The organism is Paenibacillus sp. NPDC058177, assembly GCF_042883835.1.
Lineage (GTDB): Bacteria > Bacillota > Bacilli > Paenibacillales > Paenibacillaceae > Paenibacillus_AQ > Paenibacillus_AQ agri.
The window spans coordinates 210,185-236,824 of sequence record NZ_JBHVVB010000009.1; the positions used below are offsets into that span (position 1 = coordinate 210,185).

21 protein-coding genes, 1 pseudogene and 1 riboswitch are annotated in these 26,640 nt (G+C 48.2%); of the genes and pseudogenes, 13 read left to right on the forward strand and 9 right to left on the reverse strand.

From position 1 onward, the window contains the following. Window positions 1-171: 171 nt before the first annotated feature. From ACFVU8_RS26985 to yfcE, 4 genes are all read left to right on the forward strand, one after another. Window positions 172-498: a PadR family transcriptional regulator gene (locus ACFVU8_RS26985; protein ID WP_175372009.1), complete on the forward strand. Its 327-nt coding sequence runs from the start codon at window positions 172-174 to the stop codon at window positions 496-498. Between the two features lie 5 nt (window positions 499-503). Next, complete coding sequence (locus ACFVU8_RS26990; RefSeq protein ID WP_387431451.1) at window positions 504-1,478, forward strand: permease prefix domain 1-containing protein; 975 nt, start codon at window positions 504-506, stop codon at window positions 1,476-1,478. Window positions 1,479-1,891: 413 nt separating this feature from the next. Continuing rightward, entirely contained in the window at window positions 1,892-3,376 is a 1,485-nt protein-coding gene (locus ACFVU8_RS26995; RefSeq protein ID WP_387431453.1) for a glutamate synthase subunit beta, read from the forward strand. A gap of 187 nt (window positions 3,377-3,563) precedes the next feature. Next, window positions 3,564-4,106 (forward strand): phosphodiesterase, encoded by a 543-nt coding sequence (yfcE, locus tag ACFVU8_RS27000; RefSeq protein ID WP_387431455.1) that lies wholly within the window; start codon window positions 3,564-3,566, stop codon window positions 4,104-4,106. A 224-nt stretch (window positions 4,107-4,330) separates the two neighbouring features. Here yfcE and ACFVU8_RS27005 read toward each other — a convergent pair whose 3' ends face one another. From ACFVU8_RS27005 to ACFVU8_RS27020, 4 genes are all read right to left on the reverse strand, one after another. Continuing rightward, window positions 4,331-5,311, reverse strand: coding sequence for an iron-siderophore ABC transporter substrate-binding protein (locus ACFVU8_RS27005; protein ID WP_387431456.1), 981 nt, complete (start codon window positions 5,309-5,311; stop codon window positions 4,331-4,333). 471 nt (window positions 5,312-5,782) lie between these two features. Beyond that, on the reverse strand, window positions 5,783-5,905 hold the full coding sequence (locus tag ACFVU8_RS27010) for a hypothetical protein (RefSeq protein WP_281364496.1): 123 nt from the start codon (window positions 5,903-5,905) through the stop codon (window positions 5,783-5,785). 49 nt (window positions 5,906-5,954) lie between these two features. After that, window positions 5,955-6,122, reverse strand: coding sequence for an aspartyl-phosphate phosphatase Spo0E family protein (locus ACFVU8_RS27015; RefSeq protein ID WP_175372004.1), 168 nt, complete (start codon window positions 6,120-6,122; stop codon window positions 5,955-5,957). A gap of 484 nt (window positions 6,123-6,606) precedes the next feature. Next, window positions 6,607-7,998, reverse strand: coding sequence for a helix-turn-helix domain-containing protein (locus ACFVU8_RS27020; RefSeq protein WP_387431458.1), 1,392 nt, complete (start codon window positions 7,996-7,998; stop codon window positions 6,607-6,609). A gap of 247 nt (window positions 7,999-8,245) precedes the next feature. Between ACFVU8_RS27020 and ACFVU8_RS27025 the strand changes: the two genes are divergently transcribed. From ACFVU8_RS27025 to ACFVU8_RS27045, 5 genes are all read left to right on the forward strand, one after another. Next, the gene (locus ACFVU8_RS27025; protein ID WP_387431460.1) at window positions 8,246-9,274 is read left to right on the forward strand and encodes an agmatine deiminase family protein; all 1,029 of its coding nucleotides are present in this window, start codon (window positions 8,246-8,248) and stop codon (window positions 9,272-9,274) included. Window positions 9,275-9,331: 57 nt separating this feature from the next. Then, on the forward strand, window positions 9,332-10,207 hold the full coding sequence (gene aguB, locus ACFVU8_RS27030; RefSeq protein ID WP_066375030.1) for an N-carbamoylputrescine amidase: 876 nt from the start codon (window positions 9,332-9,334) through the stop codon (window positions 10,205-10,207). A gap of 205 nt (window positions 10,208-10,412) precedes the next feature. Continuing rightward, window positions 10,413-11,153, forward strand: a complete 741-nt coding sequence (locus ACFVU8_RS27035; protein ID WP_175372000.1) for a TerC family protein — start codon at window positions 10,413-10,415, stop codon at window positions 11,151-11,153. Between the two features lie 113 nt (window positions 11,154-11,266). Further along, window positions 11,267-12,055, forward strand: coding sequence for a formate/nitrite transporter family protein (locus tag ACFVU8_RS27040; protein ID WP_066375029.1), 789 nt, complete (start codon window positions 11,267-11,269; stop codon window positions 12,053-12,055). A 211-nt stretch (window positions 12,056-12,266) separates the two neighbouring features. Continuing rightward, window positions 12,267-13,850 (forward strand): ATP-binding protein, encoded by a 1,584-nt coding sequence (locus tag ACFVU8_RS27045; protein WP_379467093.1) that lies wholly within the window; start codon window positions 12,267-12,269, stop codon window positions 13,848-13,850. 49 nt (window positions 13,851-13,899) lie between these two features. On the opposite strand, the gene ACFVU8_RS27050 is transcribed toward ACFVU8_RS27045, so the two are convergent. After that, window positions 13,900-14,346, reverse strand: coding sequence for a rhodanese-like domain-containing protein (locus ACFVU8_RS27050; protein ID WP_387431463.1), 447 nt, complete (start codon window positions 14,344-14,346; stop codon window positions 13,900-13,902). Between the two features lie 136 nt (window positions 14,347-14,482). Here ACFVU8_RS27050 and ACFVU8_RS27055 point away from each other — a divergent pair, with 136 nt between their 5' ends. Further along, window positions 14,483-15,352, forward strand: coding sequence for a LysR family transcriptional regulator (locus ACFVU8_RS27055; protein ID WP_387431466.1), 870 nt, complete (start codon window positions 14,483-14,485; stop codon window positions 15,350-15,352). 118 nt (window positions 15,353-15,470) lie between these two features. On the opposite strand, the gene ACFVU8_RS27060 is transcribed toward ACFVU8_RS27055, so the two are convergent. Continuing rightward, window positions 15,471-17,879, reverse strand: coding sequence for a TPM domain-containing protein (locus ACFVU8_RS27060; RefSeq protein WP_387431468.1), 2,409 nt, complete (start codon window positions 17,877-17,879; stop codon window positions 15,471-15,473). 196 nt (window positions 17,880-18,075) lie between these two features. Beyond that, entirely contained in the window at window positions 18,076-18,219 is a 144-nt protein-coding gene (locus tag ACFVU8_RS27065; RefSeq protein ID WP_175371995.1) for a hypothetical protein, read from the reverse strand. Window positions 18,220-18,475: 256 nt separating this feature from the next. Here ACFVU8_RS27065 and ACFVU8_RS27070 point away from each other — a divergent pair, with 256 nt between their 5' ends. Continuing rightward, complete coding sequence (locus tag ACFVU8_RS27070) at window positions 18,476-21,595, forward strand: EAL domain-containing protein (RefSeq protein ID WP_387431470.1); 3,120 nt, start codon at window positions 18,476-18,478, stop codon at window positions 21,593-21,595. 96 nt (window positions 21,596-21,691) lie between these two features. Here the strand turns inward: ACFVU8_RS27070 and ACFVU8_RS27075 are convergent, their stop codons facing one another. Next, a complete protein-coding gene (locus ACFVU8_RS27075) occupies window positions 21,692-22,786 on the reverse strand; it encodes a GGDEF domain-containing protein (RefSeq protein WP_387431472.1) in 1,095 nt (364 codons plus the stop codon). Window positions 22,787-22,982: 196 nt separating this feature from the next. Further along, a riboswitch (purine riboswitch) is annotated at window positions 22,983-23,082 on the forward strand. Between the two features lie 179 nt (window positions 23,083-23,261). Between ACFVU8_RS27075 and ACFVU8_RS27080 the strand changes: the two genes are divergently transcribed. Then, window positions 23,262-24,698, forward strand: coding sequence for an NAD(P)/FAD-dependent oxidoreductase (locus ACFVU8_RS27080; protein ID WP_387431474.1), 1,437 nt, complete (start codon window positions 23,262-23,264; stop codon window positions 24,696-24,698). 44 nt (window positions 24,699-24,742) lie between these two features. Here the strand turns inward: ACFVU8_RS27080 and ACFVU8_RS27085 are convergent, their stop codons facing one another. Beyond that, window positions 24,743-25,492, reverse strand: a complete 750-nt coding sequence (locus ACFVU8_RS27085) for a LytR/AlgR family response regulator transcription factor (RefSeq protein ID WP_387431477.1) — start codon at window positions 25,490-25,492, stop codon at window positions 24,743-24,745. A gap of 165 nt (window positions 25,493-25,657) precedes the next feature. Here ACFVU8_RS27085 and ACFVU8_RS27090 point away from each other — a divergent pair. After that, window positions 25,658-26,640 (forward strand): annotated as a pseudogene (locus tag ACFVU8_RS27090) (transposase family protein); the annotation flags it as partial.

Genomic DNA, 26,640 nt, shown 5'->3' on the forward strand with positions numbered 1-26,640 from the left:
ATTTTTACGCCTAAAAGGGGCGTTCTACAAGGCCGAATGGCCAGTGGAGCGCTCTTTTCTTATTTCGGGCGCAAATTTGAATAAAAATACTTCACCTGTCGTAGTAATTATGCTACAATTCAATTACTACGACAGGTGAAGTACGACAGATGCAGTAAAGGAGGCAGACTATTGATCAGTAGTGACGTGATCCGGGGATACAACGATACCCTCATCCTCTATATGCTAATGGACGGCGAATCTTATGGTTACGAGATATCCAAGAAGATCAGGACGCTATCGGAGGAGAAATACATTATGAAAGAGACCACGCTGTATTCTGCCTTCACTCGGCTGGAGAAGAACGGATATATCGTTTCCTTTTACAAGGAAGAGACGTTCGGCAAGCGGCGCACCTACTACCGGATTACCCCGGCCGGCCTGGCCTATTACCGCGAAAAATGCGAAGAATGGCAAGTTACACAAGAGGTCGTTAATAAATTTATTAAGGAGCTGTGAGGTTCATGGATACGATCATCAGCTATTTGAACAATATGTTCGCTACCCTGCCCAAAAGTGATCAAATGCTGAAGCTGAAGCAGGATCTGCTGGCCAGCATGGAAGAAAAGTACTACGAGTTGAAGATGGACGGGAAATCGGAGAATGAAGCCGTAGGGATCGTGATCTCGGAGTTTGGCAATATTGATGAATTGACCAGTGAACTAGGCATTATGCCCGAGGTGAAGGAAGAATGGTCCCCTATGCTTGCGGACGATGAAGTTGAAGGCTTCATGGCCGCCAAAAGAAAATCGGGTCTATGGATCGGCATCGGTGTAGCCCTGGTCCTGACCGGCGTGGCACTGTTGATTTTTATTACCACTTCCTTTGAGATAGGGATGCTGGGAGGAAGTTTTTCAGAAGATGCAGCCAATATGTTTGGTCTGATCGCCATGCTCCTGTTCATCGTTCCAGCTATTGCTATGTTCATTTATAGTGGCATGAAGCTGGAGAAATACAAATATTTGAAATCTGAGTTCACCCTGCCCTACCACCTGAAGGCCTATGTTCAGCAAAAACAGGAAGCCTTTGCTTCTACCTACACTCTGTCCCTGATCATGGGCGTATGTCTATGTGTGATATCGCCGGCTGCGATATTTGTGGGCTCCGCATTCAGTGAAGCAGCGGCATCCTTAGGCGTTGTCGTGTTGCTGGAGATCGTTGCTGTAGCCGTGTTCCTCTTCGTTTATTATGGGAATATCAAGGATAGCTTCAGCTTCCTGCTGCAAACAGGTGACTACTCGAAGGCAAAGAAAGAAGAGGACCGGGTTATCGGAGGTGTGGCTGCGATTATTTGGCCGCTTGCTACCTGTATTTTTCTGATCAGTGGTCTGGTTTTCCAGCAATGGCATATCAATTGGATCGTGTTCCCGATCACCGCCATTTTATTCGGCATGTTCAGTGGGGCTTATAATATCTTCAAGAGTAAAGGGCGTTCCTAATCCAGCCTACGGTTTGTAAATGCATTCTTTTCACAAAAACAGGCAGTGTCCAGTTGTGGGCACTGCCTGTTCTGTATGTGTCCCTACCCCCCATGCTTCTGCAATGTGAATGAATCATTCAGCGGTTACGATAACGTTAATTTGATTATGTCGTTTTGCGTAAAAGGTGATATTGCTCATTTTCGGCAAGGCAGCGCAGTGTTAATATGGTCTCACTTATTCCCCTGTTTTACTTTGCAGGCAGTGGCAGCAGGGATTTGAAGCCTCTAGGCCACTTCTTACTTTGCTGCTTCACAGTGGTATATTTCTAGTCGGCTGCAGCATGTGATCTCTTATAGAAGCCGAATCAGCACAAGGGACACCGCCAATTCACTTCACGGCGGTCATTTAAGAAGACTCGGAGGATGACTGTTATGGGCAAAGCAACCGGATTTATGGAGTATGCGCGGCAGACGCCGGCAGAATGTGTGCCGCTGGAACGGATCAAGAACTGGAACGAATTTGCTATCAAAATGGATGAGGAAAAACTGCGGGAGCAGGGAGCTCGATGCATGGATTGCGGTACACCCTTCTGTCATGTGGGCCGCCTGCTGTCCGGTATGGCTTCCGGCTGCCCGCTGCATAATCTGATTCCGGAGTGGAATGATCTTGTCTATCGTGGGAACTGGGAGATCGCGCTGAAGCGGCTGCACAAAACCAATAACTTTCCTGAGTTCACAGGCCGGGTCTGTCCATCCCCATGCGAAGGCTCTTGTACCGTCGGTATGAACGGCAAGCCGGTAACGATTAAGTCCATTGAGAAGGCGATTGTAGACAGGGGCTTTGCCGAGGGTTGGATTGTGCCGGAGCCGCCACTGGTGCGGACAGGTAAGAAAGTGGCTGTGGTTGGCTCGGGACCGGCGGGTCTGGCCTGTGCAGCCCAGCTTAATAAGGCTGGACACACAGTGACAGTATACGAGCGGGCTGACCGCATTGGCGGTTTACTAACCTATGGCATCCCCAACATGAAGCTGGATAAAGGGACGGTACAGCGGCGCGTGGATCTGCTGACAGCGGAAGGTGTTAACTTCGTGACCGGAACGGAGATCGGCAAGGACATCCCAGCGGAACAGGTCCGGGGGGAACATGACGCTGTTGTTCTCTGTGGCGGTTCCACGGTGGCCCGCGACCTGCCGGTGGAAGGGCGCGGGCTGTCCGGTATCCATCAGGCGATGGAATTCCTGACTCTGAATACAAAGAGCCTGCTAGATTCCGGGCTTGCAGACGGAGAGTACCTATCCGCAGCAGGCAAAGATGTCGTCGTCATTGGAGGCGGTGATACCGGCACCGACTGCGTGGCGACATCTATCCGGCACGGCTGCCGCAGCGTGGTCCAGTTGGAGATTATGCCGCAGGCACCGCTGTCGCGGCAGCCTGGTAACCCTTGGCCGGAATGGCCGAAGGTGCTCAAAGTCGATTATGGCCAGGAAGAAGCCGCTGCCCTGTACAGTGAAGATCCGCGCCGCTATCTCGTATCGACAAAGCGATTTGTGGGGGATGACGGCGGACAGGTGCAGGAGCTGCACACCGTCCGCATTGAATGGACCCGAGATGAGCAGGGACGGATGGTACCGGTGGAAGTACCAGGCAGCGAGGAAGTGCTGAAAGCACAGCTGGTGCTGCTGGCTTTGGGCTTCACCGGACCGGAGAGCACGGTGCTGGATCAGCTTGGGATAGCGCGCGACGAGCGCTCTAATGCCGCAGCGGAGTTCGGTGCTCAAGCAACGAATGTGGAAGGCGTGTTCACCGCTGGCGATATGCGCCGCGGGCAAAGTCTGGTCGTGTGGGCCATTCAGGAAGGGCGGCAGGCTGCGCGTGAAGTGGACCGTTTTTTAGTGGGAGCCTCCAATTTGCCCTAAGTACGATAGGTGTTGTATATAGAAAGAGCAGGGCGCCTTTATAGGCGTCCGCTTTGTGTTGTTGCTTCACAGTACTGTCTTATGTGATGTACTTAGCGGACATTGTATGAATGAAATTTGAACCAAAGCAAGGACTGTCCTACAATGGAAGCATCTGAAATTAGGGTAGACGAAAGGGTGGTTGACGATGAAGTTAATGTTTATTTCCGATATTCACGGGTCTTTGTTCTGGCTGGAACAGACTTTGGAAAAAGTAGCCGTGGAACAGCCGGATCAGCTTATTTTCCTGGGCGATTTTATGTATCACGGGCCGCGGAATCCGCTGCCGGAGGGCTATAACCCGCAGGGCGTTGCTGACAAGCTGAATGCATACAAGAACCAAATCGTGGCGGTACGCGGCAATTGTGACGCTGAGGTGGATCAGATGCTGCTGGAATTTCCGATGATGGGCGATTATGCCCTGATTCTGCATGAAGGCCGACGGATCTATGCGACACACGGGCACGGCTTCAGCATGGACAATCTTCCGCCTCTATCTCCGGGCGATATTTTTATCCAAGGACATACCCATGTTCCTGTAGCCGATGTGAAGGAAGGCATTTATGTACTAAATCCGGGCTCGATTTCTCTTCCCAAGGAGAATTATCCAAACTCATACGGTATTCTTCAAAACGGCGAGTTCAGGGTGAAGGATTTCGATGGGGATACGATTAAGGGGATTAAGCTGTAGGGCAGTGTCGATCATGCCATTGATTGAGGAATAGCTGGGCTTTGGGATGAAAAAAGGACATGCAAGGAGGTCACTGTGAAAATACCTCCAAGCATGTCCTCTATAAAATCCCCATGTTCCGATAGAGTAGGTAAGGCAGGGTATTTATGTGCTGAATCTGGAATGTTTTTGGCAGTTGGTAGGCACCATTGGAATCGAACGGACCGAATGGCTGAGACTTAAGTTTATTTTGTTACGGTTAGAGCTTGCACGACATCGTCGATTTTCATGCTGTCAGCAATCGGGCCATTGAGCATCCAGTGTCTTGCCGATACTTTATAAGTATGGTTTTGCTTCACAGCAGGGATCGCTTTCCACACTTGCAATGACTCTACTCCCTTCACGGTCTCTAATGTTTTTTGAAACTCCTCTTCAGAAGAAGCAGAATACCCTGCCGTGACAAACAAATAATCAGCTTTCAGTTCTGGCAGCTTCTCCAATGACAAAGTAGCTCCCCAGTCTTCTTCCGCTGTTTTTTGAAATTCCGTAAGAGTTACATCAGGTTTTAGACCCAAATCGTTATAGAGTACTCCCCCATAAGGGAACTTTGGGAAAAACACGTCAGCTTCTTTGTCCGTAAGCCGCACTAAGGTAACGGTTTTATTCGTTCCAACCGATTGAGCAATCGTCTGACGTGCCTTACTCAATTTATCGTCATAGGCTTTAATGATCTCATTTGCTTGTTCTTCGCGATTAATCGCTTTGCCGATCTGTACGATTGAAGTTTTCCAGTCACCTCGATCATAGACAAGAGTTGGCGCAATTTGTGAAAGTTTCTCAAAGCCTGCTTGATCAACATACCCATCAATTATAATAATCAAATCTGGGTTCGCGGCCAGTATAGCTTCATAGTTAGGTGTAGATGAAAAATTTAGAGTCGGAACCTTCTTATCCTGAAGTCTGTCGTACAGATAATCCCCTCTCGTTCCACTGGCTTGAACTAACGGTGCATCCAATGATAGTAGCATATCCTCAAGCCCGACACTGACAATACGCTTAGGTTCCATAGGCACATCAACATTACCGAAGACCGTACTCATTGTTTTGGTGTTTGCTTGTGTTGATGAATTTTCATTAGCGTTTGGTTTACCGTTGGAGCATGCAACCAGCAATAAAGTGAAAAGTAAAAGGGTAGCAAACAGTAACTTATTTGTATTTCTTTGCATGAATGAAGTTCCTCTCCTCTTGAACCTGAATTTTCCCGGTGAAATACTATGTCTTATTCAAACGAATGCCCCTTCCACCATGAAACATATGGAATCCTTCGGAGTGACCCTTAATACCATCCAGCAGGATTTAAGAGAACCATCAGTTTATGTATAACACTATAATTGATAATGATTATCATCGTCAATAATAACTCTATACTGTCTTTTAGATAATATTTGAATGCACAGGTTGTGTTGGCTACTTGATATTGATATTGATAACCTTGCGGATGTTTATGTCTGGAGATATGAAGAAGGGATTTGTTATGAAAAATAGAGGAGCTAAGAGGGTTCAAGTGGGGGTAAATCCGAATGCTCTGAAACGATCTATTTTGAAGCTGTATATGTAGTATGTGTATCAATTATTATCATTGTGTTCCTGTCTACCTTTGCATTCAGGATATTGATTTTGCTGGTGTAGACAGGAATTTAGCGGGTCTTTTTTGCTTGCTTTTGCAGTACCCAAAATACAGCGCCCAGGTTCATGCCTAATAACAGAATGACTTCCAGCACTTGCTCCATGGTCATAGCTTCAAGTATAGGAATAAACATACTCCCCCCTAAATAAGGTGTTTATTTATATTGAAAATCATTGCAATAACTAGTTTACAAGCCGTTTGCGTTGATATTGATTTAATAGCTCGTCCAGAATCATCGACTGTTCGATGACCTTGGGATGTGTAAAGAAACCGTATCTCTTCTGTGTTTGATGAAGTTCTTCCCGGGCTCTCTCGACTTGAATTAAGATGGCTGGCTGGCTCGACTGCATAATACATCCCTCCTATATGTAGTATTATAGAATCGTCTGTCAAAAAATAGGAGATTGGGGGAACGACGAGGTTTAAAACAAAAAAAGAGTCATTCCTGATACCTTACCTCCAGGACGACTCTTTTGTTTTTTTGTCTAAATGTGTAGACGTTAAAAGCTTCTCGTTAGCCGCCAGAGCCGTGTGTCATGAGTTGCAGTGCGGACTGAATTGACTCGGAACCACTACTTGGTATATTTACTGAAATAATTACGATTAATAAGAAACTAAACGATACTGCCCACAAAACCATCTTTCTCATGTTTCGTTACACCTCCCCAATTGTGTAGTGTGTTCAGGCTACTTTAAAAATTGTTGAGGGAATCTTGAAAGTGATTCTATTAATAGTTTATAGGATGATGCCAAACTTTGCTCAAAAAATAGTTAGTATTAATAATACTTTTATTCCAAATAGTGGGTAGTTGTTTGAGTGAGATGTAGTTTAATTTAGTGTCTATAATTAATGATATAAGAGGCTCTCTCTTCATTAATTCGGTGCATTTCCCCGATTAAGCCTGCGTATGCTTCCTGTTGCTCTACTGAAGCTGCCGCGCGGTACTTTTCAAATAATCCCACACACCGCACAATGCTATCATTGCTTCTCGTTCTTACCGAAGATTCCAGACTCCCCATTAAGTACTCAAAGCCAGCCTCTAGATTATTTTTTCTGAGATAGTATATGGCCAGTTCGGTAAGAAACCGTGTGTATTTATCTCCGGTTAACTGCTGAGTGTACTTCCCCAGTCGGCTGTGTTGCTCTTTATACGACAGGTTATCTGTGAATTGCAACAAGATCGCATCAACATCAAATAGAAAGCGGTTGGCGGCCTGCATGATTTTAAAAAGAGCCTGGAATATTTCGTTCTCCCGAACTTCGACATATTTGATGTAGTCGGGTAAGACGTCTACTTGTCCAGCCATAAGGCGGTACAAGTAGCTATTCGCTGTAGCCCACTCTTTGAATTGTTCAATTACCCGGGACTCCTCTTCGTTAACAGGTGACTTTGCCCAGCTTACGTCCGAATATAGAGATGCATACTGCAAGGCTTGTTCGTAATCTCCACGCTCATCACAGACCAAGGAGCCCAGCAAATTGGCATAAAGGATGTAATAGATGATAGGGCGAGTCGGTGTCTTGGTCACAGAATCTTTGCGAAAGTGATGATATAGAATATCTGCTTTATGGCCCATAAGCTCTGCGAGTTCCATTACCTTGTCCCAGCGATGCAGGGAGGCATAGATATCCGCTAAATGCTTCAGCGCATCCAGTTGATCGGCTTCCTCCAGTCGCTCTATATAGGGTTCGAATTGATTGGCGGCACGCAGGTTCTCATCCTGATTATCCCCTAAACGAATGGCAAACAGTCTGTACTGGCACAGAGCCAGGCGTTCGGAGTGCTGGAGCTTTTCACCTGCTGCCACATTCTCGTACAGAAGTGCAGCTGCTACAAGATAACCTTGAGCGAATAGCGCTTCCGCTGCCTCAAACAGCAAGGGAGAGTACATCAGATTGTCCATAATATGCTGTACAATATTCTTAATCGCGCCTAGCTTGTCCAGTTCAGCACATCTCTGCAACAAAGGGCCAATTCGCCGCCAATCTGCTGACCCTTCAATAATGTAATCATGAATATACATTTCATAGAAATAACCATCCGGCTTCCCCATTGCTGAAGTGATCCGGTCAAGCTGCTGCATGGCAATCGGTCGGCGGGCGTGGATGATATTACTTAGGGTTCCGGAATGAAGGCCGGTACGTTCTGCAAATTGAGCCAGCGTCAAGGCTTCTCTTCTCAGGTAATGCTCCAGTTCAGTCAAAATGGTTGCTGCAGCTTCCAAGGTACGACCACCTTTCGCGCCAGAATCCATAAATTGGATAAATATTTCTTCAATTATCGCGCTGAATAGAACAGTGGTCAATACGGTAGATGAGTCTATAATATGATTTTTTTTACTATTATTATAAAAATAACCTTTCTCGCAATTATACTTCGGTAATTGAGCTAGGGGGCATATTATTGTATGATATGTAAGGAACTTTGGGGCAATCCCGGTTCTAAATTTAACTGTAGAGGTAGCTAACGAAATGTATCCTAAAGAACTGAATTATACGATGCCGCCGGAGTGGAGCCAGCATGAGCGCACCTTTATCTCCTGGCCTGTGCAGGCATCCATGTGTTTTCCCGATAATCATGAGTCTGTGTGCCAAGGGTATGCAGAAATTATAAAAGCAATGGCAGAGTTCGAGCCGGTGACGGTGATCGTGAACCCTGATGAACTGAAGACGGTGGAAGCTTTGGTCGGCGGACCGCGAGTTTCCCTGCTGCCGATTGCACATAATGATGCGTGGCTGCGTGACAATGGCCCTACATTCGTAGTGAATGAAGAAGGCGCACTCGCAGGTGTGAACTGGAAGTTCAATGCCTGGGGCGGCAAATATTCTCCTTGGGATCTCGACGATAATGTCGCTCCGCAGATTCTGGAGCATCTGAAGGTTACCCGTTATGATGCACCGCTCGTAATGGAGGGAGGCTCCATTCATACCGATGGAGAAGGAACGATCCTGACTACGGAAGAGTGCCTGCTAAATACGAACCGGAACCCGGATCTGGGACGACAAGAGATTGAAGAACAGTTGCGTAATTATATCGGAGCAGAGTCCGTGATCTGGCTGAAGCGCGGTTTGAGCGGCGATGAGACCGACGGCCATGTCGATAACATTGCTTGCTTCGCGGCACCGGGCAAGGTTATTATTCAGGTCTGCGATGATCCGCAGGACGAGAACTATGAGATTACGCAAGAGAATCTGCGGATTCTGGAGAATGCTACTGACGCTAAGGGCCGGAAGCTGGAGATCATCAAGATTCAACAGCCGCCACGCGTAGATGGGGAAGATGGACGTCTGACCCTGAGCTACCTGAATTTCTATTTTGTGAACGGGGGCATTGTTCTGCCAGTATTCGGTGGAACTGCTACGGAGACAGACAAGCTGGCTGCCGAGACGTTGGCGGGGCTGTTCCCGGACCGCCGTATACGCACGGTGAACGGCATGGCTGTGATCGGCGAAGGCGGAAATGTTCACTGTACTACACAGCAGATGCCTGCGGTGAAGTAAGCCTATTTTAACCGATGAACCTATAAGACTGGTTTTATATACAAGGAGGACCGATACGTGAGAAATGTAAAAGTAGCTGCAACGCAGATGAGCTGTTCCGGCAACATTGACGAGAATATTAGCAAAGCCGAGACGTTGGTGAGAGAAGCTGCCGCACAGGGCGCGCAAATTATTTTGCTGCAGGAACTGTTTGAGACCCCGTATTTCTGCCAGAAAGAGAAATCGGATTATTATGCATACGCAACTGAGCTCGAGCAGAATAAGGCCGTTAATCATTTCAAAAAAGTAGCAAAAGAGCTGCAGGTCGTGCTGCCTATCAGCTTCTATGAGAAGAAAAACTATGCCCGCTACAACTCGCTGGCTGTGATTGATGCCGACGGTACAGTGCTTGGCAAATACCGCAAGAGCCACATCCCGGACGGACCTGGCTATGAAGAGAAGTTCTATTTCAACCCGGGTGATACCGGCTTCAAGGTCTGGAATACCCGCTATGCCAAAATCGGCGTCGGTATTTGCTGGGACCAATGGTACCCGGAAGCTGCCCGCGTGATGAGTCTGATGGGGGCGGAGATTCTCTTCTATCCGACGGCTATTGGTTCGGAACCTCAGGATGGAAGCATTGATTCCAAAGATCACTGGCAGATGTGTATGCGGGGCCATGCCGCGTCTAATCTGATTCCTGTCGTAGCTTCCAACCGGATTGGCGAAGAGATCGACGAGGATTCCAGCATTAACTTCTATGGTTCTTCTTTCATTGCCGGACCGCAAGGCAACAAAATTGTTGAGGCTGGACGTGACGAGCAGACCGTCTTGGTTAGCGAGTTTGATCTGGATGCCCTGGAAGTTCAGCGGATTGAGTGGGGCATTTTCCGTGACCGCCGTCCAGAGCTGTACAGATTGATTGCTTCGTATGATGGAGATCTGACATTCTAATACTAGTTTGAAGAGTACCGCCGGAGATGAATAATGCTCATGGCGGTCTTTTTTGTAGCTAAGGTGCGCTGCAGGACTGTGGTTGAAGTGATCCTCCGGCAAGCCATACCTCTGCTTGCTGGAACTACCGCTGAGGTTATGCGTAAATAATATTTACAAGATAGCTGGGAGCTAATAATGAATTTACCGGAGGCGCAAATGTGGCATGAACGGGTTGAGTGATTTTTTTAGAAATATTAGTGAGAACTATGGCCATTTCTTCTCTTGGGGCGATATTGTAGGGGCGTTTTCCGATCCTGTGAACTGGGGGATTATCGGTAGCTTGATTCTTCTGGAAGGCCTGCTCTCAGCGGATAACGCGCTGGTACTGGCCGTGATGGTTCGGCATTTACCCAAGGAACAGCAGAAGAAAGCCCTGTTCTATGGTATTGTGGGGGCATATCTGTTCAGGTTTCTGGCAATCGGGCTGGGCACTGTCCTTATCAAGTTTACGCTGGTCAAGGTTTTGGGTGCGCTCTATCTCTTCTATATTGCGTATAAGGGCCTGTTCAAGGTCGGTAAAGAGAAAGAGATGCAGAATAAAGGAACTTCCTTCTGGAGGACTGTGCTATTAGTAGAGTTGATGGATATCGCCTTCAGTATTGATAGCGTGATTGCCGCATTTGGTCTTAGTGATCAAGTATGGGTGTTGTTCCTCGGGGGGATACTCGGCGTGCTGATGATGCGTGGGGTGGCGCAGGTATTCTTGAGGTTGATTGAGAAAATTCCGGAACTGGAGCAGGCGGCCTTCCTGTTGATTGCTATAATTGCCGGCAGAATGCTGATTGCTGTATTTGGATATGAAATGCCTTATGCAGTTTTCTTCGCCATTCTGATCATCGTCTTCGTTGGAACTATTCTTTACAGCTCGAGACGCAAGAAGAAAAAAGCTAATGAGAAAAATTAACCCTGCTATGCGTTCGTTTTAAGAAAATGTTTCAAATTTATTGGGTATCTTAACCAAGATGTTGTATAATCAGTCCAATATCCGCTGCAAAATTATACCCAAACGGAGGACATATGGAGAACGAAGCGCTGCTGCAGGTTGAACGGCTAGCTCTCAAGAAGCAAAAGATTTTTCGGCAAAGCGTACTGCGTTATATTGCCAGGGCCATGCTGGCCAGTATGTTTATCGGATTCGGTGTCATCGTAGCTTTTAAGACGGGCAACTTTTTCTACATGGAGCATTCACCGATGACGTACCCGATGGCCGCTGTTACATTCGGGGCCGCGATCATTTTGATCTCCTACGGAGGCGGCGATCTGTTCACGGGAGATACCTTCTATTACTCTTACACCGCGTTGCGCCGGAAAATGCGCTGGCTGGACGTCATCCGGATGTGGGTCGTCACCTATATTGGCAACATTCTGGGGGCTGCGGCCTTTGCACTGCTGATTTATTTGACGGGTCTGTTCTATGATTCCAACGTCAACGGATTTCTGCTGAATGTGGTGTCCCACAAGATGGAGGCTCCGGCGTTGCAGCTGTTTTTCCGGGCAATTCTGTGTAACTGGCTGGTCTGTCTGGCGTTCTTTGTACCCATGTCTATGAAGAGCGATGGTGCCAAAATGTTCGCCATGATGCTGTTCGTCTTCTGCTTCTTCATCTCCGGCTATGAGCATAGCATTGCCAATATGTGTACCTTTGCGATAGCGCTGGTGCTGGACCACCCTGGAACGATCTCGTGGGGCGGTGTATTGCATAACCTGGTTCCGGTAACGCTTGGAAACTTAATTGGTGGCGGTGTACTGATGGCCTATATGTATTATTACGTGAACAAACCGTTTCTCGAGGAAGAGCAGCATTAAGACAAAATGTCAGGCTCCGCCCCTATCGGGCGGAGTTTTTTTGTTATAAAACAAGGGGATCACAGGCCAGCTTTGTTCGCAATAAGAAACTATCTGAATTTTTAATAATGGAAGGATTAAGGTATATAAAGTAGAATAAATTATTAGTGTTAAAAAATTGAAGCTTATTTATAAATCGAGGGATATGTTCTTGGAAAGAGCGGTGGTAGCCATGAAAACAATGACGGACAACCAAATTATTCAGGATTCTAAACAACAGTGCAAGCTTAGAGGCATAGACCCTGAACAGCCGCCCGTTTTTGCGAATCGTTTGTCTGCCGAGCAATTGAAGAAGCAATTGAGTAAGTATCGCGAAGTCATCGAGGTTATCGATTTCTTTGTTCATAAATTCCTGTCCTCCATTACTGGAACCCCCATTCTTGTCGCTATTTCCGACGATAAAGGATATCTGCTGGCTTTTCAAGGCGACCCCTCTATTATCGACACTATTCGACAGATCGGCCTAGGTGAGGGTGCGTTAATGAATGAGGATGTGGGCACCAATTCAATAGACCTGTGTCTACGTCACAAGAGACCGTTCCAATTGGTCGGACAAGATCATTATCAGCAGATCCTCCACCGTCTGGCCTGTTGCACCGCTCCTATTCTTAAAGAGGATAACCAGATTCTGGGGACGATTTCGTTCATGGCGGATATGGATGTAACTCACCCGCATCTGCTGCCACTGCTGTGTACGATGGCCGATTCCATTGAACGGGAGCTGTTGCTCCGCCAGAGCAATGCCCAGCTGGAATTGTTGAATCAAATGCTGCTGGAGACGAATTATCTGGGCGTCATTATTACGGATGAACACGGCAAGATCGCTGATATAAATGAGAATGGTATGAATATGTTGGAGATCGAGCAAACCCGGTATTATGACATCATAGGCTCCAGCGTATTTGAGCTGACTGAAATCGGGCATTATTTTGAACGCACGCTTATGCTAAATGATCAATGTACTGGGTTGGAGCTGACGCTGGAGCGGCACGGGTCGATTCAGCACTTTATGATGGATGTCGTGCCAGCCTTTGATAGCGGTGGGAAGCTGTCCCGGGTGATTGGAAGTCTGCGCAACATTACTGAGATGAAACGGACCGAAGAGGTGCTGCGCAATACGGAAAAGCTGGTATTCGCAGGTCAGCTTGCGATGAGCATCGCCCACGAGATTCGTAATCCGCTTACTACGGTCAAAGGAATGCTTCAATTGTCCAACAAGGATGGCAAGCTTCCGCATTATGATCTGATTATGTCTGAGGTGGAGCGTATGAATCTGATCGTTAGCGAATTCCTGATCCTGGGTAAACCGCAGGCGGTGCATTTCAAGAATGAACGATGTAGCGCTATTCTACAGGAAATGCTGGGGATTTTTGCAATCCAGGTCCGTATGAACAATATTACCGTCACTAGGGACTTTCAAGAGGATCTTGAGATTAAATGCGACCGCAACCAAATTAAGCAAGTCTTCCTGAATATTCTGAAAAATGCGATGGAGGCCCTGCCGTTCGGCGGTGATATTATGATCACACTGGCGGTGGAGGACGGCTTCCAAACCATCACCATCGCGGATAACGGTGAAGGAATGAGCGAGGAGGTGCTGCTGAAGATCGGCGAACCTTTCCATACGACCCGTTTCAACGGCAACGGACTTGGCATGATGATTGTGAAAAAAATTGTATCGGCGCATAAAGGTCATATCACGATCAAGAGTGAGATTGGACAAGGCACTGCGGTGAAGATTTTCCTCCCGGCATAATAAAAAAGCGAATGCCGCCCCGGACTTACGTCTCTCGGGGCGGCATTGTTTACATTGGCGGTATGGAGTAGTACAGCGGCGCCTTCTCCTTAAGTGTACCTTCCAGAGTACCGCCTTCTTGGCGCCAGTATTCAATACCGCCAAGCATTTCCTTTACCTGATAGCCCATTGCTGCCAGTCTGGCAGCAGCCTTGGTCGCCCCGTTGCAGGCCGGACCCCAGCAGTACACTACCAATACATTATCCGTTGGGAACGATGGGGTAGAGCTGTCGATACGGCCGGAGGGTATAGAGAGTGCCCCGGGGAGATGGGCCTCCTCGTAGGATTGGGTGTCACGGACATCCACAATCGTGAATCCGCCTAATCCCTTCCGTATATCGTAAGCCACATCAGCTACATCGGTTTCATATATCCCTTTGGCGTTGAAATATAGCACGGCTTCTTCAGGTGTGGCGGCAGGTGTCCCCAGAACCTGGGATATGGGTGTAATCTTCATGGTCGTGTCGTTCCTCCTTGAACATGTCTTAGAGTTATTGTATAACGTATTTATAATTGAAATTATCTATAGTTTTGGATATATAATATCGAAATAAATGATAGTTGATTGATTTGAGGGAAAGAAGGTCACAGCTATGGAATTGACATACTTGCGCACCTTCTGTGAAGTCGCCGCCTGCGGCAGCTACACTAAAGCTGCCGAAAGACTGGGTTATGCGCAGTCCAGTGTAACATCACAGATCGCCAAGCTGGAGGAAATGTATGGTGCGGTCCTGCTGGAGAGAGCAGGACGGGGTATGACGCCCACGTTTGCCGGCAAAGGACTGCTGCCCTATGCCCGGCAAATGTTAGCACTTAGCGAGGAGGCCAAGGGTGTAGTGTCCGGCGGGTATAAGGGTCAACTCGTCATTGGGGCCATTGAGACGCTGGCCGCTTATTATTTGCCTCATCGCCTGCATCTTTATCGTAGCGCTTATCCGGATATTCGGCTGCGGGTGCAGCCTGGATCGGAGACGGAGATAATTGCTGCTGTCAGGGACAAAACGGCTGACTTTGGACTGATCTTTGATGAACCCTTTGCCTCAGAGGATCTGGTATCCCTGCCGCTGCGTGAGGAGTCGTTGTTCGTGGTCATGCATCCCGGGCATGCCTTTGCGTTGCAGTCTGAAATAAATCCGGAGCAGTTGGCGGGGGAACCGCTGGTACTTACTGAGGATACTTGCACCTACCGGAATCTTCTGCTGCATACGCTGAGGCAGTGTGGTGTAACACCGGGAATAGATATGGAATTCGGCAATCTGGAAGGGATCAAGCAGGCTGTCAAGCACCGCTGGGGGACGGCATTTCTGCCGGGCTATGCTATCGAGGAAGAGCGTCAGGCAGGCTCTCTGGCAGCAGTCCCTCTAGCGGGGGGACACAAGTCGTTCAGCATCCAGCTTATTTATCCGAAAGAACGCTGGTTGTCTCCTGCTTTTCGCGATTTTATCAAGGGGTTACAGGAGTAGTAACCATACGGCCTAAAGAACTGAGACCAGCAGTAAAAAAAACCTTCAGAGCTGCAATAACTGCAAGCTCTGAAGGGGTTTTGTGTTCAATCCAATAGGGTCTCTGGCTCCATGTGATCTACCATTTGGAACCGCCGGAGGATCTGTCGTTACCTCCGCCGTCCCAAGAGGAGCCACCAGAGGATCTGTTGCTGTCTCCGCCTCCCCATGAGGAGCCGCCAGAGGAGTGGTTGCCGCCGCCGAACGAATTACTGTTGTGTTGGGCCTGTTGCTGTCGCTGTTGTTGCCGCTGCTGCTCAAGCAATAATGCCATTGCAGCCTGGCGTTCCTGTTCTTGCTTCTGGCGGACGAGACGGTTCGCCTCTTCTACAAAGGTGCTGATTGCCGCCTCATAAGAACGGGCTAGCGTCTCGAGCTCATCCATGTGGAATGGCGGTGAGACCAGCCGCAGTGTAAGCTTCTCATAATCAGCGAGCAGCGGATTATGGGAACGCGCCCGGCGGGCCAGACCGTTCCGCTGCAGCAAGCTCTGCGCGGCATCGATCCGGGCGGGCCCTTCCGCGAGCAGCCGGTTGATTTTATCTAATCGGCTGTTCAGGGCATCCAGCCCCTCAGAGATATCGCTGAACCGCGCGGAGGCTTCGTCCTGAAGCGACAGGAGCCGGTCAAGACCGCTGCGCGCTTGATCGAATTCCCCGCGTTCATCGCTGGTCCAAGTCTCGATCTGCGGTACTTCGCCTGCACCTTCCCGCAGGCGTGTACCCCATTCCTCTAGCGCCTCTCGGAAGCTCGCTAGATGCTGCTCCGCGAACCGGCCTCCGGCATCACGGATCCGGCTTTGCAGTTCATCCCGCCGCTGCTTCAGGGTGGTCCAGTTCGTGCGAACCGTCTCGAGATCCCGCCGGTTCTGCCCCCGGATCTGTCCCTGCCGCTCTGTCATTGCCACAGCCTCTGACAGAAGCAGGTCCATCCGGGCGGCGATGCTGCGCACCTCATCCATGTCCCCGCTTTGGAGCGGGGTCTTGATCGCTTCTGCTTGTGCTTGGGCCTGCTCCAGGTGGTCATAGGGTCTGACCTTCATATTTTGCAGGGAATGCTGCGCGATCAGTGCAGAAATCGTTGTCCGGGTGTCTGACAACACCCCGGAAAATGCTTTTAGCTTATCGTTATATACGCTCACATCTTGCAGGTCTTTCCCAATCTTCGTCTGTCTCTTCTGAGCATCCTCCGTAAATTCCTGGGCGGCAATAGGGTCGAATAGCTCCAGCTGATCGGCTTTGGCTGCTTTCTCGGCTAAGGTCTGAAGATCCTGGACCATCGCCTGTAGATTGTAGCCGGTCTCTCTGATCAGGGCTTGCAGAGCTTCGTCCAGTTCAGGGATTTCCTTCTTGAGAGCAGTGATACGTTGCTTCACATGACGGTCGGCCTCGTTGATGACCTCAATTTGCTTCTCATCCTCTTCGAGTGCAGCGCGGAAGGCACTATTGTCTTGACGCAGCTTCTCTAAGGTTTTCTTCAGCTCGCCCAAGCGGTACAGAGCGGGCTTTGTATCCTGGCCTGAACGTGCGGAGATGTCTACAAGGCGGGTAGACAGGCGCGCAGAGATTGCTTCGACCAGCGCGCCTGTCTTGCCTTGGACGATCCCCTGGAATGGCTTCAGGGATTCCAACGCCTGATTGGTCCGTACCAGCAGGCCGGAGAGCTGTTCGTTCTGCTCGCCCCATTGTTTGCTACGGCGTAGTCCTGTCAGCAGGACGAACAAGGCGCTAAGCAGAAGGGCTGCCCCTACAAAGACTGTGGCCCGGGCCGCAGCCGATGATCTGGAGCCGCTGTCCTGCAGCGCGGCTGATCCTGTCCCTGCCGAACTGGAACCATGCGATCCAGTTGCTGATCCTGCCCCTGTCGAACTGGAACCATGCGATCCAGTTGCTGATCCTGTTCCTGCCGAACTGGAGCCGTGTGAGCCAGCCCCCGAGCTAGAGCCCTGCGACCCGGAGGCAGCTCCGCTCCCGGGCTGCGTCGTACCGCTTTTACTTCCCGCACGGCCAATCTCTTGCACAGCATTCAAGAGCGAGGTGATGCCTTCGGCAAAGTCTCCATGTTTGGCGGAGGGAATGAAATACGTATCCAGCAGCTTGACAAGGGCCGCGCTTCCGCTAGATGCGCCTTGATCTTTTGCCCACGTATTAATGGCGGCTTGCAGTGGCGGATTCTCGAAGACTAGCTGAACATCATGATTTTGAACAGCAATGAGTAATAGCACATCCCTGGTGGCGAGCCCCCAGGAATCAAAGACATCATTGGCGTAATCTTCAGCGGACCTTCCTTCCGTGGAGTCCACAGTTAGAACATGAAAGGTAAAGGCTTCGCCTGCGGTTACTTTGGAAATGGCCGTTATATCACGGCTATCCAACAACCCAGCTTCATCCTGAACCAGATTCGCTCCCTGTGCGGGTATGTCTGCGGCAAAAACGCCTGGTACCCATATAAGACTGATCATCAAGAACAATAGTATACATTTCTTCAAGATGGCACACTCCGATCTCTAGGGACAATGACACACCCTATATTATGTTGAATATTATACTATATAATGAACCCTCTGTTGTTCCTCAGCGGCGGCCTACATATCTTTAACACTACGTGTTCTAGCCGCTATTGGTTCCCGGTGTCGCGCACAAAAAAAGCCGCATCCCCGGAAAGGGAATGCGGCTGTCAGGTCTTTATTTGGATTGCAGACAGAGGATGTATTGCAGTCTGGATTTGATTTCCTTCTGCCATTTCAGATCGCCGACTTTTACGGCAAGATTGAGCAGATCCAGGTAATCGTCAACCTGAAGTGTCGTCCGGGAAGTTGCTGCGCTCATCGGTGTTCAGTCTCCTTTGTACTCAATTATAGTGAGGTTGAATAATCTGTTTGTTTCAATAATGATAATCATTATCAACTATATTTGTTATTATCCACATTTTAGCGTTAAAAATCAATACAAAATTGAAGAACTTCTCTTTTCGATGCACATTTTCTGTTCACCCCAGAGGGAACTGGCAGGAACCTTACCATTTTTTGTCGAATAAAGCTGGAGATAGGGCTGTTATTTGATTTTGGAAAAAGGAGAACTTGCGATGAAGCGATGTGCGTTTCTGCTTCTACTTAGTATTCTGCTTATCTTCACGTTTCCTGCAGCCGCTGCTCATGGTCAGCGACAGGAGATTAAATACCAGGCCGAACTGAACTATCCCCCCTACAAATACATACAGAACGGCTATCTGACCGGCTTTGATGTTGATCTTATCAGCATGATTTTTGACAAGCAGGGGTATCTCGTTCATTACAGCACCGGCGATTGGGGAGATGTGTATGAACGGCTGATCGATGGTGAGATTGATACCGCCGGGCTGATGGTCGTTACCGATGAGCGAAAGCAGAAGGCTCTGTTCTCGGTGCCTGTATTCAAAAGTAAAATCTCCGTCTACGCCCGCCAGTCCTTCAAGGAAGAAGTCACTCTGAACACATTAGGCCGCTACAAAATCGCTGTAGGAAAGAACCAATATACTGAGGCTATGCTGCGCGATAAAGCAAACATCAAACAATACATAACATATCCTACGATACCAGCTGCATTGGATGCGCTAAAAAAAGGTGAGGTGGACCTGCTATTCGAGAACCAGGGGGTTGTCGATTACCTGATTGTCGACCAGGGTCTGACCGGTACCATTGTCCATAAGCTCAGCGATCTTTATCCGGTAAATGTGGCTATCGGGGTAAGCAAGTCCAAGCCTGATCTCGTCCCTTATTTGAACAGCCGCCTGGAACGGCTTCAGGAATCCGGGGCATTCGAGGAGCTTTACCAGCAATACTTTTTCTCGCATTCCGATAGCTACAGAAATAAGATATTCACTCAGGTGGTTGCCGGCGTGATCATTGCCCTTTGCCTGCTGGTGTTCGGTGCTTTTCTGCTGAAGATGTATATTAATCGTCTGCGCAGGGTGATCCATGCAGAGCAGCAGTTTTTCGAGGATGTCATCGAGAATACCGGCATGATGATTTGGGCTGTTCATAGCGACAAAAAAATTGTGCGATTCAACTATTATGCCGAGAGGCTGACCGGACTTTGCGAGCGGGAGATGCTCGGTGTAAGCATCGAGGATCTGGGTGAACTTGAGGGCAGTGTGGCAACCCTTAGAGATCTGCTGCTGCGAGCAGTGAAGCTGGAATACGTCAGCGATGTCGAGCTGAAGCTTCCCGAGGGTGATCCGGAAGGCAGATATTTTACGATCCGTACCACACTGATCAAAGGTTTGGATCGTCAGGCAGAGGATATCTTCGTGCTCGTAGGCCTGGATATCGATATCCGCAAGCAAAATGAGCTCAAACTCCAGCTCAGTTATGAAGAACTGGAATCTACATACGAAGAACTGGCGGCAACCGAAGAGGAACTGCAGGATCAGTTCGACAAATTACGGATCAGTGAGCGCCGGTTCCGGTTGGCTTCCGAAGGCTCTGGAGCCTACATGTGGGAGTTGGACTGGGAGAGTGGTTACTACAGGCTTTCGGACCGCTGGTTTGAGGTGATGGGTTACACCGAGGAAGAGATTAATTCCTATGAAGGCGGTGTGCTCAGCATCATTCATCCGGAAGAGCAGGCGTCGTCGAATAAAGCCCGGCAGGAGCATTTGGCCGGATTAACTCCGATCTATGAGACAGAATATCGCATGCGGACTAAGGCAGGAAACTATATTTGGTTTGAGGTCAGGGGTAAAGCGATCGTTGATCCGCGGGACAAAATCCTGCTGTTCCTCGGCTCACTGATTGACATTAGCAATCGTAAACAGGTGGAGCTCAAGCTGAACAATAGCTATCAGGAGCTTGAGGCGACCTATGAACAGCTCACAGCGACCCAGCAAGAGCTTATGGGCCAATACGAGCTGTTGCTGGAAAATCAGAAGAATATGCACCGTCTGGCTTATATCGACTCCCTTAGTGATCTGCCTAACCGTGCCAGTCTGCTGGAGGCGATGGAGAAATATTTCCGGAAGCCGGGTGGATCGGCGGCGCTGCTGTTTGTTGATACCGACAATTTCAAATACATTAACGATACACTCGGTCACAAGTTTGGGGATGTGCTTATTCGCAAGGCCAGTGAGCGGCTGCAATCGCTGGTGGGTGAAGGGGGAATGCTCTCCCGGCTGGGGGGAGACGAGTTTGTGATTTTCCTCAAGGATATTCAGGATAAGGATGCTATTTTTGAACTTGCCGAACAGATCATGCAGGCTTTCAAACGATCCTTCCTGATCGGAGAGAGCAAACTTTACGTTACGGTCAGCATCGGAATTTCTTTTTACCCCGAGGACGGGGGGACAACAGAGGAAATGCTGAAGAATGCTGATGTAGCCATGTACCGCGCCAAGGAAGAGGGCAAAGGCAGATATGCTGTATACGATAAGTCGATGCATAAGGCTTTTAATGAACGGATGAACATCGAGAAACACCTGCGAAGTGCCATGAAAAATAATGAGTTTGAGCTGCACTATCAGCCACAGGTAGATATTCGAACGGGTCTGATTTCCGGTTTTGAAGCCTTGATCCGCTGGAACAGTCCGGTGCTGGGCTTCGTTTCTCCGCTTGATTTTATCAAGGTTGCAGAGGATTCGAGACTGATTATCTATATTGGGGAATGGGTGCTGCGTGAAGCCTGCCGTTTCACGAAGGATGTGCATGATCGGGTAGGCATTCCCTACAAGATATCAGTGAATATCTCTGTGATTCAAATGCTGCAAGATGATTTCATTGATGTGGTGCTGAATACACTACAGGAGACCGGATTACAGCCGGAATGTCTGGAGCTGGAGATTACCGAGTCTATCTTTATGGAATCCTTCGAGAGTATGGTCACCAAGCTGGAGTATTTGAAATCATGCGGGATTCTCATTGCGCTCGATGACTTCGGTACAGGTTATTCCTCGCTGAGCTATTTGCAGCAGTTGCCGATATCGACACTCAAAATCGACAAGGCCTTTATAGATTCTCTGTCCGATAGTACCTACAGTCAGTCCTTTGTACAAATTATCGTTCAGTTGGGACATAAGATGGGTCTGGAAGTGGTTGCAGAGGGCATAGAGGAGGAAGCCCAGCTGGCATTCCTTAAGGATTCTGGTTGCGACAAGGTTCAGGGCTATCTCATCAGCCGCCCGGTTCCCGGACGTGGTGTAGGTAAGCTGCTCGAGGTCGAGCGCTACTTCTGAGAAATAGACGATGTCTCTTGATAAAACATGTACACAGTATACAATCAAAAAGAACGAGCTGCTCCTGAATGGAGGGCTCGTTCTTTTGTGTTGGGTTCAGAGAGCTACGATTCGATTTTTCCCCGATTTCTTCGCTTCGTATAAGGCATCATCGGCTTTCTGGAACACATAGCTCTTGGAGTCAGCACCTGCAAAATCATGCATGCCTATGCTCACGGTGATAACCTGCCCCCCCATCACCTCAATGGGGTGAGCGGCAATTTCCGCGCGGATCTTTTCCATAATTTCGCGTGAGCTTTCGAAAGGCTTAGCATTCAAGATCACAACAAATTCCTCTCCACCGTAACGTGCGGCAAAATCATCGGTACAGATGTGCTTGAGGACAACGGCTGCCACATGCTTCAGTACGATATCCCCGACCCAATGCCCGAACCTGTCATTGACCTGCTTGAAGTTGTCGATATCCAGAACCGCCAGTTGCATCGGGAACGGGTTGCTCTGCTGATGCTCAATCAGCCAGCCCAGATATTCGTGAAAGGTCTTATGATTGTACAAATCTGTCAAAGGATCAATCTTGGACAAGCGGTCCATGATGATATTCTGTATTCGCAGATCCTGCTCTGACTTCTCTGAATTCTCCAGCGATTGAATCAAGTCCCGCCCGCGTCCGATGATTGCGAACCCGGCCAGTGAGGTGCCTGCAAATATGGTAACGATGATAATATTCTCGGTGTACTCTATGTAGTTATAATCTCCACCCGATCCGAACAATATGACTAAATAGATCAGGCAGATCGCGGAAGAACCGATCAGATAGCAACTCTTCAGATAGATCATGGATACAAGCAGTGGTATTAGCAGAATGAACGGCTCCACAGCTACATCCGATGAGATGTGCAGAATAATTATCATCGCGTACACATGGCTGGCCGCAATTATCGAGATCTCCGAGAGGGTGGGTTTCCAGCGATATATTCCTTCAAGCAGCAGAAGCAGCACCAGGATCATGGAATCAGGAAGAACCATACGGATATGAATATATTCCTTCTCCGAAATCAGCAGCCTGCCGTTGCCCATGACTATCAAAACGAGCAACTGACTGGCGAAATAGACCAGGAGAATGACCCAGAAAGCGTTCAGCAGCATGCGATTCCAATATTTTTCGCGAGGATTGTGTAGTAGGCACTGCATAAGATGTTCCTCTTTTCAAGTGGCAATATACTTATATATTCGACAAGATCCTATAGTTTCCTCCTGCAAGCTGCCTTGGAGTTAATGTTCGGATTTTAATATAAATAGTTAACCTGAAATAGGATTAAATTGACGTTAAGTTAACAATAAACGAACTATAATTGATATGATGACTTGACACATTCGTATGTTTTCTATAAAATTTGTATAAGATGTTCGTATATCCCCGAAGATAGGGTTTGGGGGTCTCTACAGGGAACCGTAAATTCCTGGCTACGGATAGGGTGCTTTGGCATACCTTGAAATAGGCGGGATTTTTGTTGTTGCTGATCGTTCTGGCAAGCAAAGGTTGGACTGTACAGACGCCCGGTTCCCGCTGTAGTGTCGCCAACAAAGCACACAAAGTGATCATGTTATGAGAACGCGTACCGTCCGCAGTAAGGGCGGAGAAGCCTTATCTTCTTGGGAGGAACAAATGAGTAAATATGATGTAATTGTCGTTGGTGCCGGTCCGGCCGGAATATTCGCTTGCTATGAGCTGACACGGAAGGCCCCGCATTGGAAAGTACTGCTGGTGGATAAAGGCCATGATATTTATCGCCGCAGTTGTCCGATTCTCGAGGAGAAAATTAAGCTCTGTCCGCCAGCCTCCGGTCGCAAGGAGTTTGCGGGCTGTCTGCCAGCTTGCTCCATTACCGCTGGTTTTGGGGGCGCGGGCGCTTATAGTGACGGCAAGTTTAATATCACAACGGAGTTCGGCGGGTGGATGACAGATTATCTGGCCCCTTCCAAGGTGCTCGAGCTAATCAACTATGTGGACGGGATCAACCTGGAGCATGGCGCCACCGATCTAATTACCGATCCTACAACGGACAGTATCCGGGATATCGAGCAGCGTGGCTATGCGGCTGGTTTGAAGCTGTTGCGGGCTCAGGTGCGTCATTTAGGAACAGAACAAAACCTCGAAATTCTAAAATCTATATATGAATACTTGAAAACACGTGTCGATATGGTGTTTAAAGCAGAAGTACAGGACCTGATTACAGTCAAAGAGGATGGAACCCACCGGGTGACCGGTATTTCCATGAAGAACGGCGAGAGCTACGAGGCCAATCTGGTCATGATTGCACCGGGCCGTGACGGCTCGGCCTGGTTGACTGAAGTGCTGAAGAAGCGCCGTCTGAAGATGTACAACAACCAGGTAGACGTCGGCGTCCGGGTGGAGACCTCGGATGTCGTGATGCAGGAGATTAACGAGCATCTCTATGAAGGAAAGTTCATTTTCAATACTTCTGTGGGTACACGTGTCCGTACCTTCTGCAGTAACCCTTCCGGCCATGTGGTGGTGGAGAATCACAGCGGGGTAATGGCTGCGAATGGACACTCCTATAAAGATCCGGCACTTGGCTCCAAGAATACGAATTTTGCCCTGCTGGTCTCACATAAGTTCACAGACCCGTTCGATAAACCGAACGAATATGCCCGCGAAATCTGCAAAAGAGCCAATGACCTGTCCAGCGGTGGCGTCATCGTCCAGAAGTATGGTGACATCCTGCGCGGACGGCGCTCTACAGAGACACGGATCAGCGAAGGGTTCCTGGAACCGACGCTGAAGGAAGCGGTACCGGGTGATTTGGGACTGGTGCTGCCGTACAACACAATGAAGAGCTTAATCGAGATGGTAGAGGCGCTGGAGAAGGTCACGCCGGGAATTGCTTCCGAGCATACACTCTTCTACGGCGTGGAAGCGAAGTTCTACTCCGCTCGTCCGAAGCTTACAGAAGCGATGGAGACAGAGATATCCGGCCTCTACTGCGGTGGAGACGGTGCGGGTATTACCCGCGGTCTGGCGCAGGCTGGAGCAGCAGGCGTATGGATTGCCCGTGGTATGGTTGAGCGGGCTGGAATCTGATATTTAAGTATATAGGGACTGACTTATCTGTAGAATTATCTACATTAAGTTGCTCCCTTTTTATATCTAATTGAATAATATTTTTTTACATGTTTTTTTATACGCTCATCTGACCCCAAACAAACAGTATCTCCATTTGATAATTGGAAAAAGTCACCTTTTAATCGTTCAACGTGGTATAGATTAATTAAATGTGACCTTGAAACAATCAGAAAATTATTACTATTGATATAATTTTTATATCGGATTAGCGTATAGAGTAGAAGTTCATAATCTCCTTGTAATGTCACCAGCACCACTCTTCTATTTTTCTTATAAAGTTGAATGATGTCCCGTTCCAGAACATTGATGTAGTCATACTCCTCCTCATGCCTAAACTTAAATCTTATTACTCTTTCATCCGTTATTGCACTGCTATGTACTCCAACTATGCTATTGATTGCTTCATAGACTTCTTCTTTTAAATTACTCTTTAAAATCCATCTAAAAGCACCATACTTATATCCTTCATTAGCAATATCACATAAATTTGATGTAAATATTAAAATACAGTCCTTGTGCATTATACTTATCCGTTTGGCTATCAAAAACTCTTGAGATTCCCCTTTATTAACATTCAGAAAAATGATATTGTAACCCTTTTTTTCATGTTCAATCTTCTCAAGTAAGGCAATTCCACTGTTAAGTTTCTCAATACTATATTTGCATCTGTTTACTCGAAAAATTTCTTCCAGTGCCTGTTGTAACTCTTTCAAAAAAAATTCATTATCGTCACATAATACTATTTTATACATTATTCTCACCCACTTATTCTCTCGAATCTTAAAATCAAAGTTCTATCTTTAAATGAGCAAATCCACTTCCAATAAACTGTAAAATCAAAAAAATAGAGACAAAGTGCTTTACCTGTGTTGAAAAAGTAGTCACAACAACAAACTTTTCACAAAGAGGTAATCACTATGTCTCATACCGCCATCGTACCTGAATCCAACGCCATCCGCAACTATTTGTTGCAGCATCAGCTGTCTTTGTATTTTTCCAAGCCTGTTTTAACTCATGTGGAAACGTACATGACGGCGGCAATCGCTAAAAGATTTCGTGGCAAGGTTACCGCTTTTGCGGAATACAGTGACCGCCATCGTACCACACTAGGCCATTTCCTTGCCGAAGGGGTATGGGATAAAACCGTGTTGCAAAATAAAGTGAAAACCGAATCCCATTTCTAGATCCTGGAGACCTCCAAGCGCACGGCGGAGCCGCTGTTTGTCATTCACGACGATACGATTGCTCAGAAAACAAAACCTTCGTCACAGGCCCGTTTTCCTATCGAGCAAGCCGGGTTTCATCACTCTCATCTGCAGGGCAAGGTGGTCTGGGGACATCAGGTACAAGCTACGGTTTTCGGTTGTTCTGACCTGCCCTTGATTCATTCTATTGACCTATACGACAAGAACTACACTCACCCGGAAGGAACCCTATATACCAAAATCGACTGGGTATGCGATTCGCGCAGCACATCCGCAAAGAAGACGTTCGCCTCGTCACCGTGAACGGTTCGTTCTACTGGATGTATCGCTATATGAAGGGGCACTGAATGGAATCGACAACGCGGTGGTTTTGCTTTGCTGGCCAAAGCAGGCATTCAGAGATCCGAAGGCGCTGCGCGCTTTTTGTTGCACAGATTTTTCCTTGGAGACGGAAACCATTGCATCGTACGACGCCAAACGTTGGCCTATTGAGATTTTCTTTCGCCAATCCAAAAATAATTTGGGATTTGGCACGTACCAGGCTCGCTCGGCTAAAGCTTTTATTCGGTTGTGGAGCTTTTTGGCTTGGACTTATCTGTATTGCACAATGGGCCTGGAATCTCCCTGCCCTTTTGGAGATGGATTACGTCGCGTACGTAAGCAAGTCCAGCGGGATCGCCTACGGTTTGTCTACG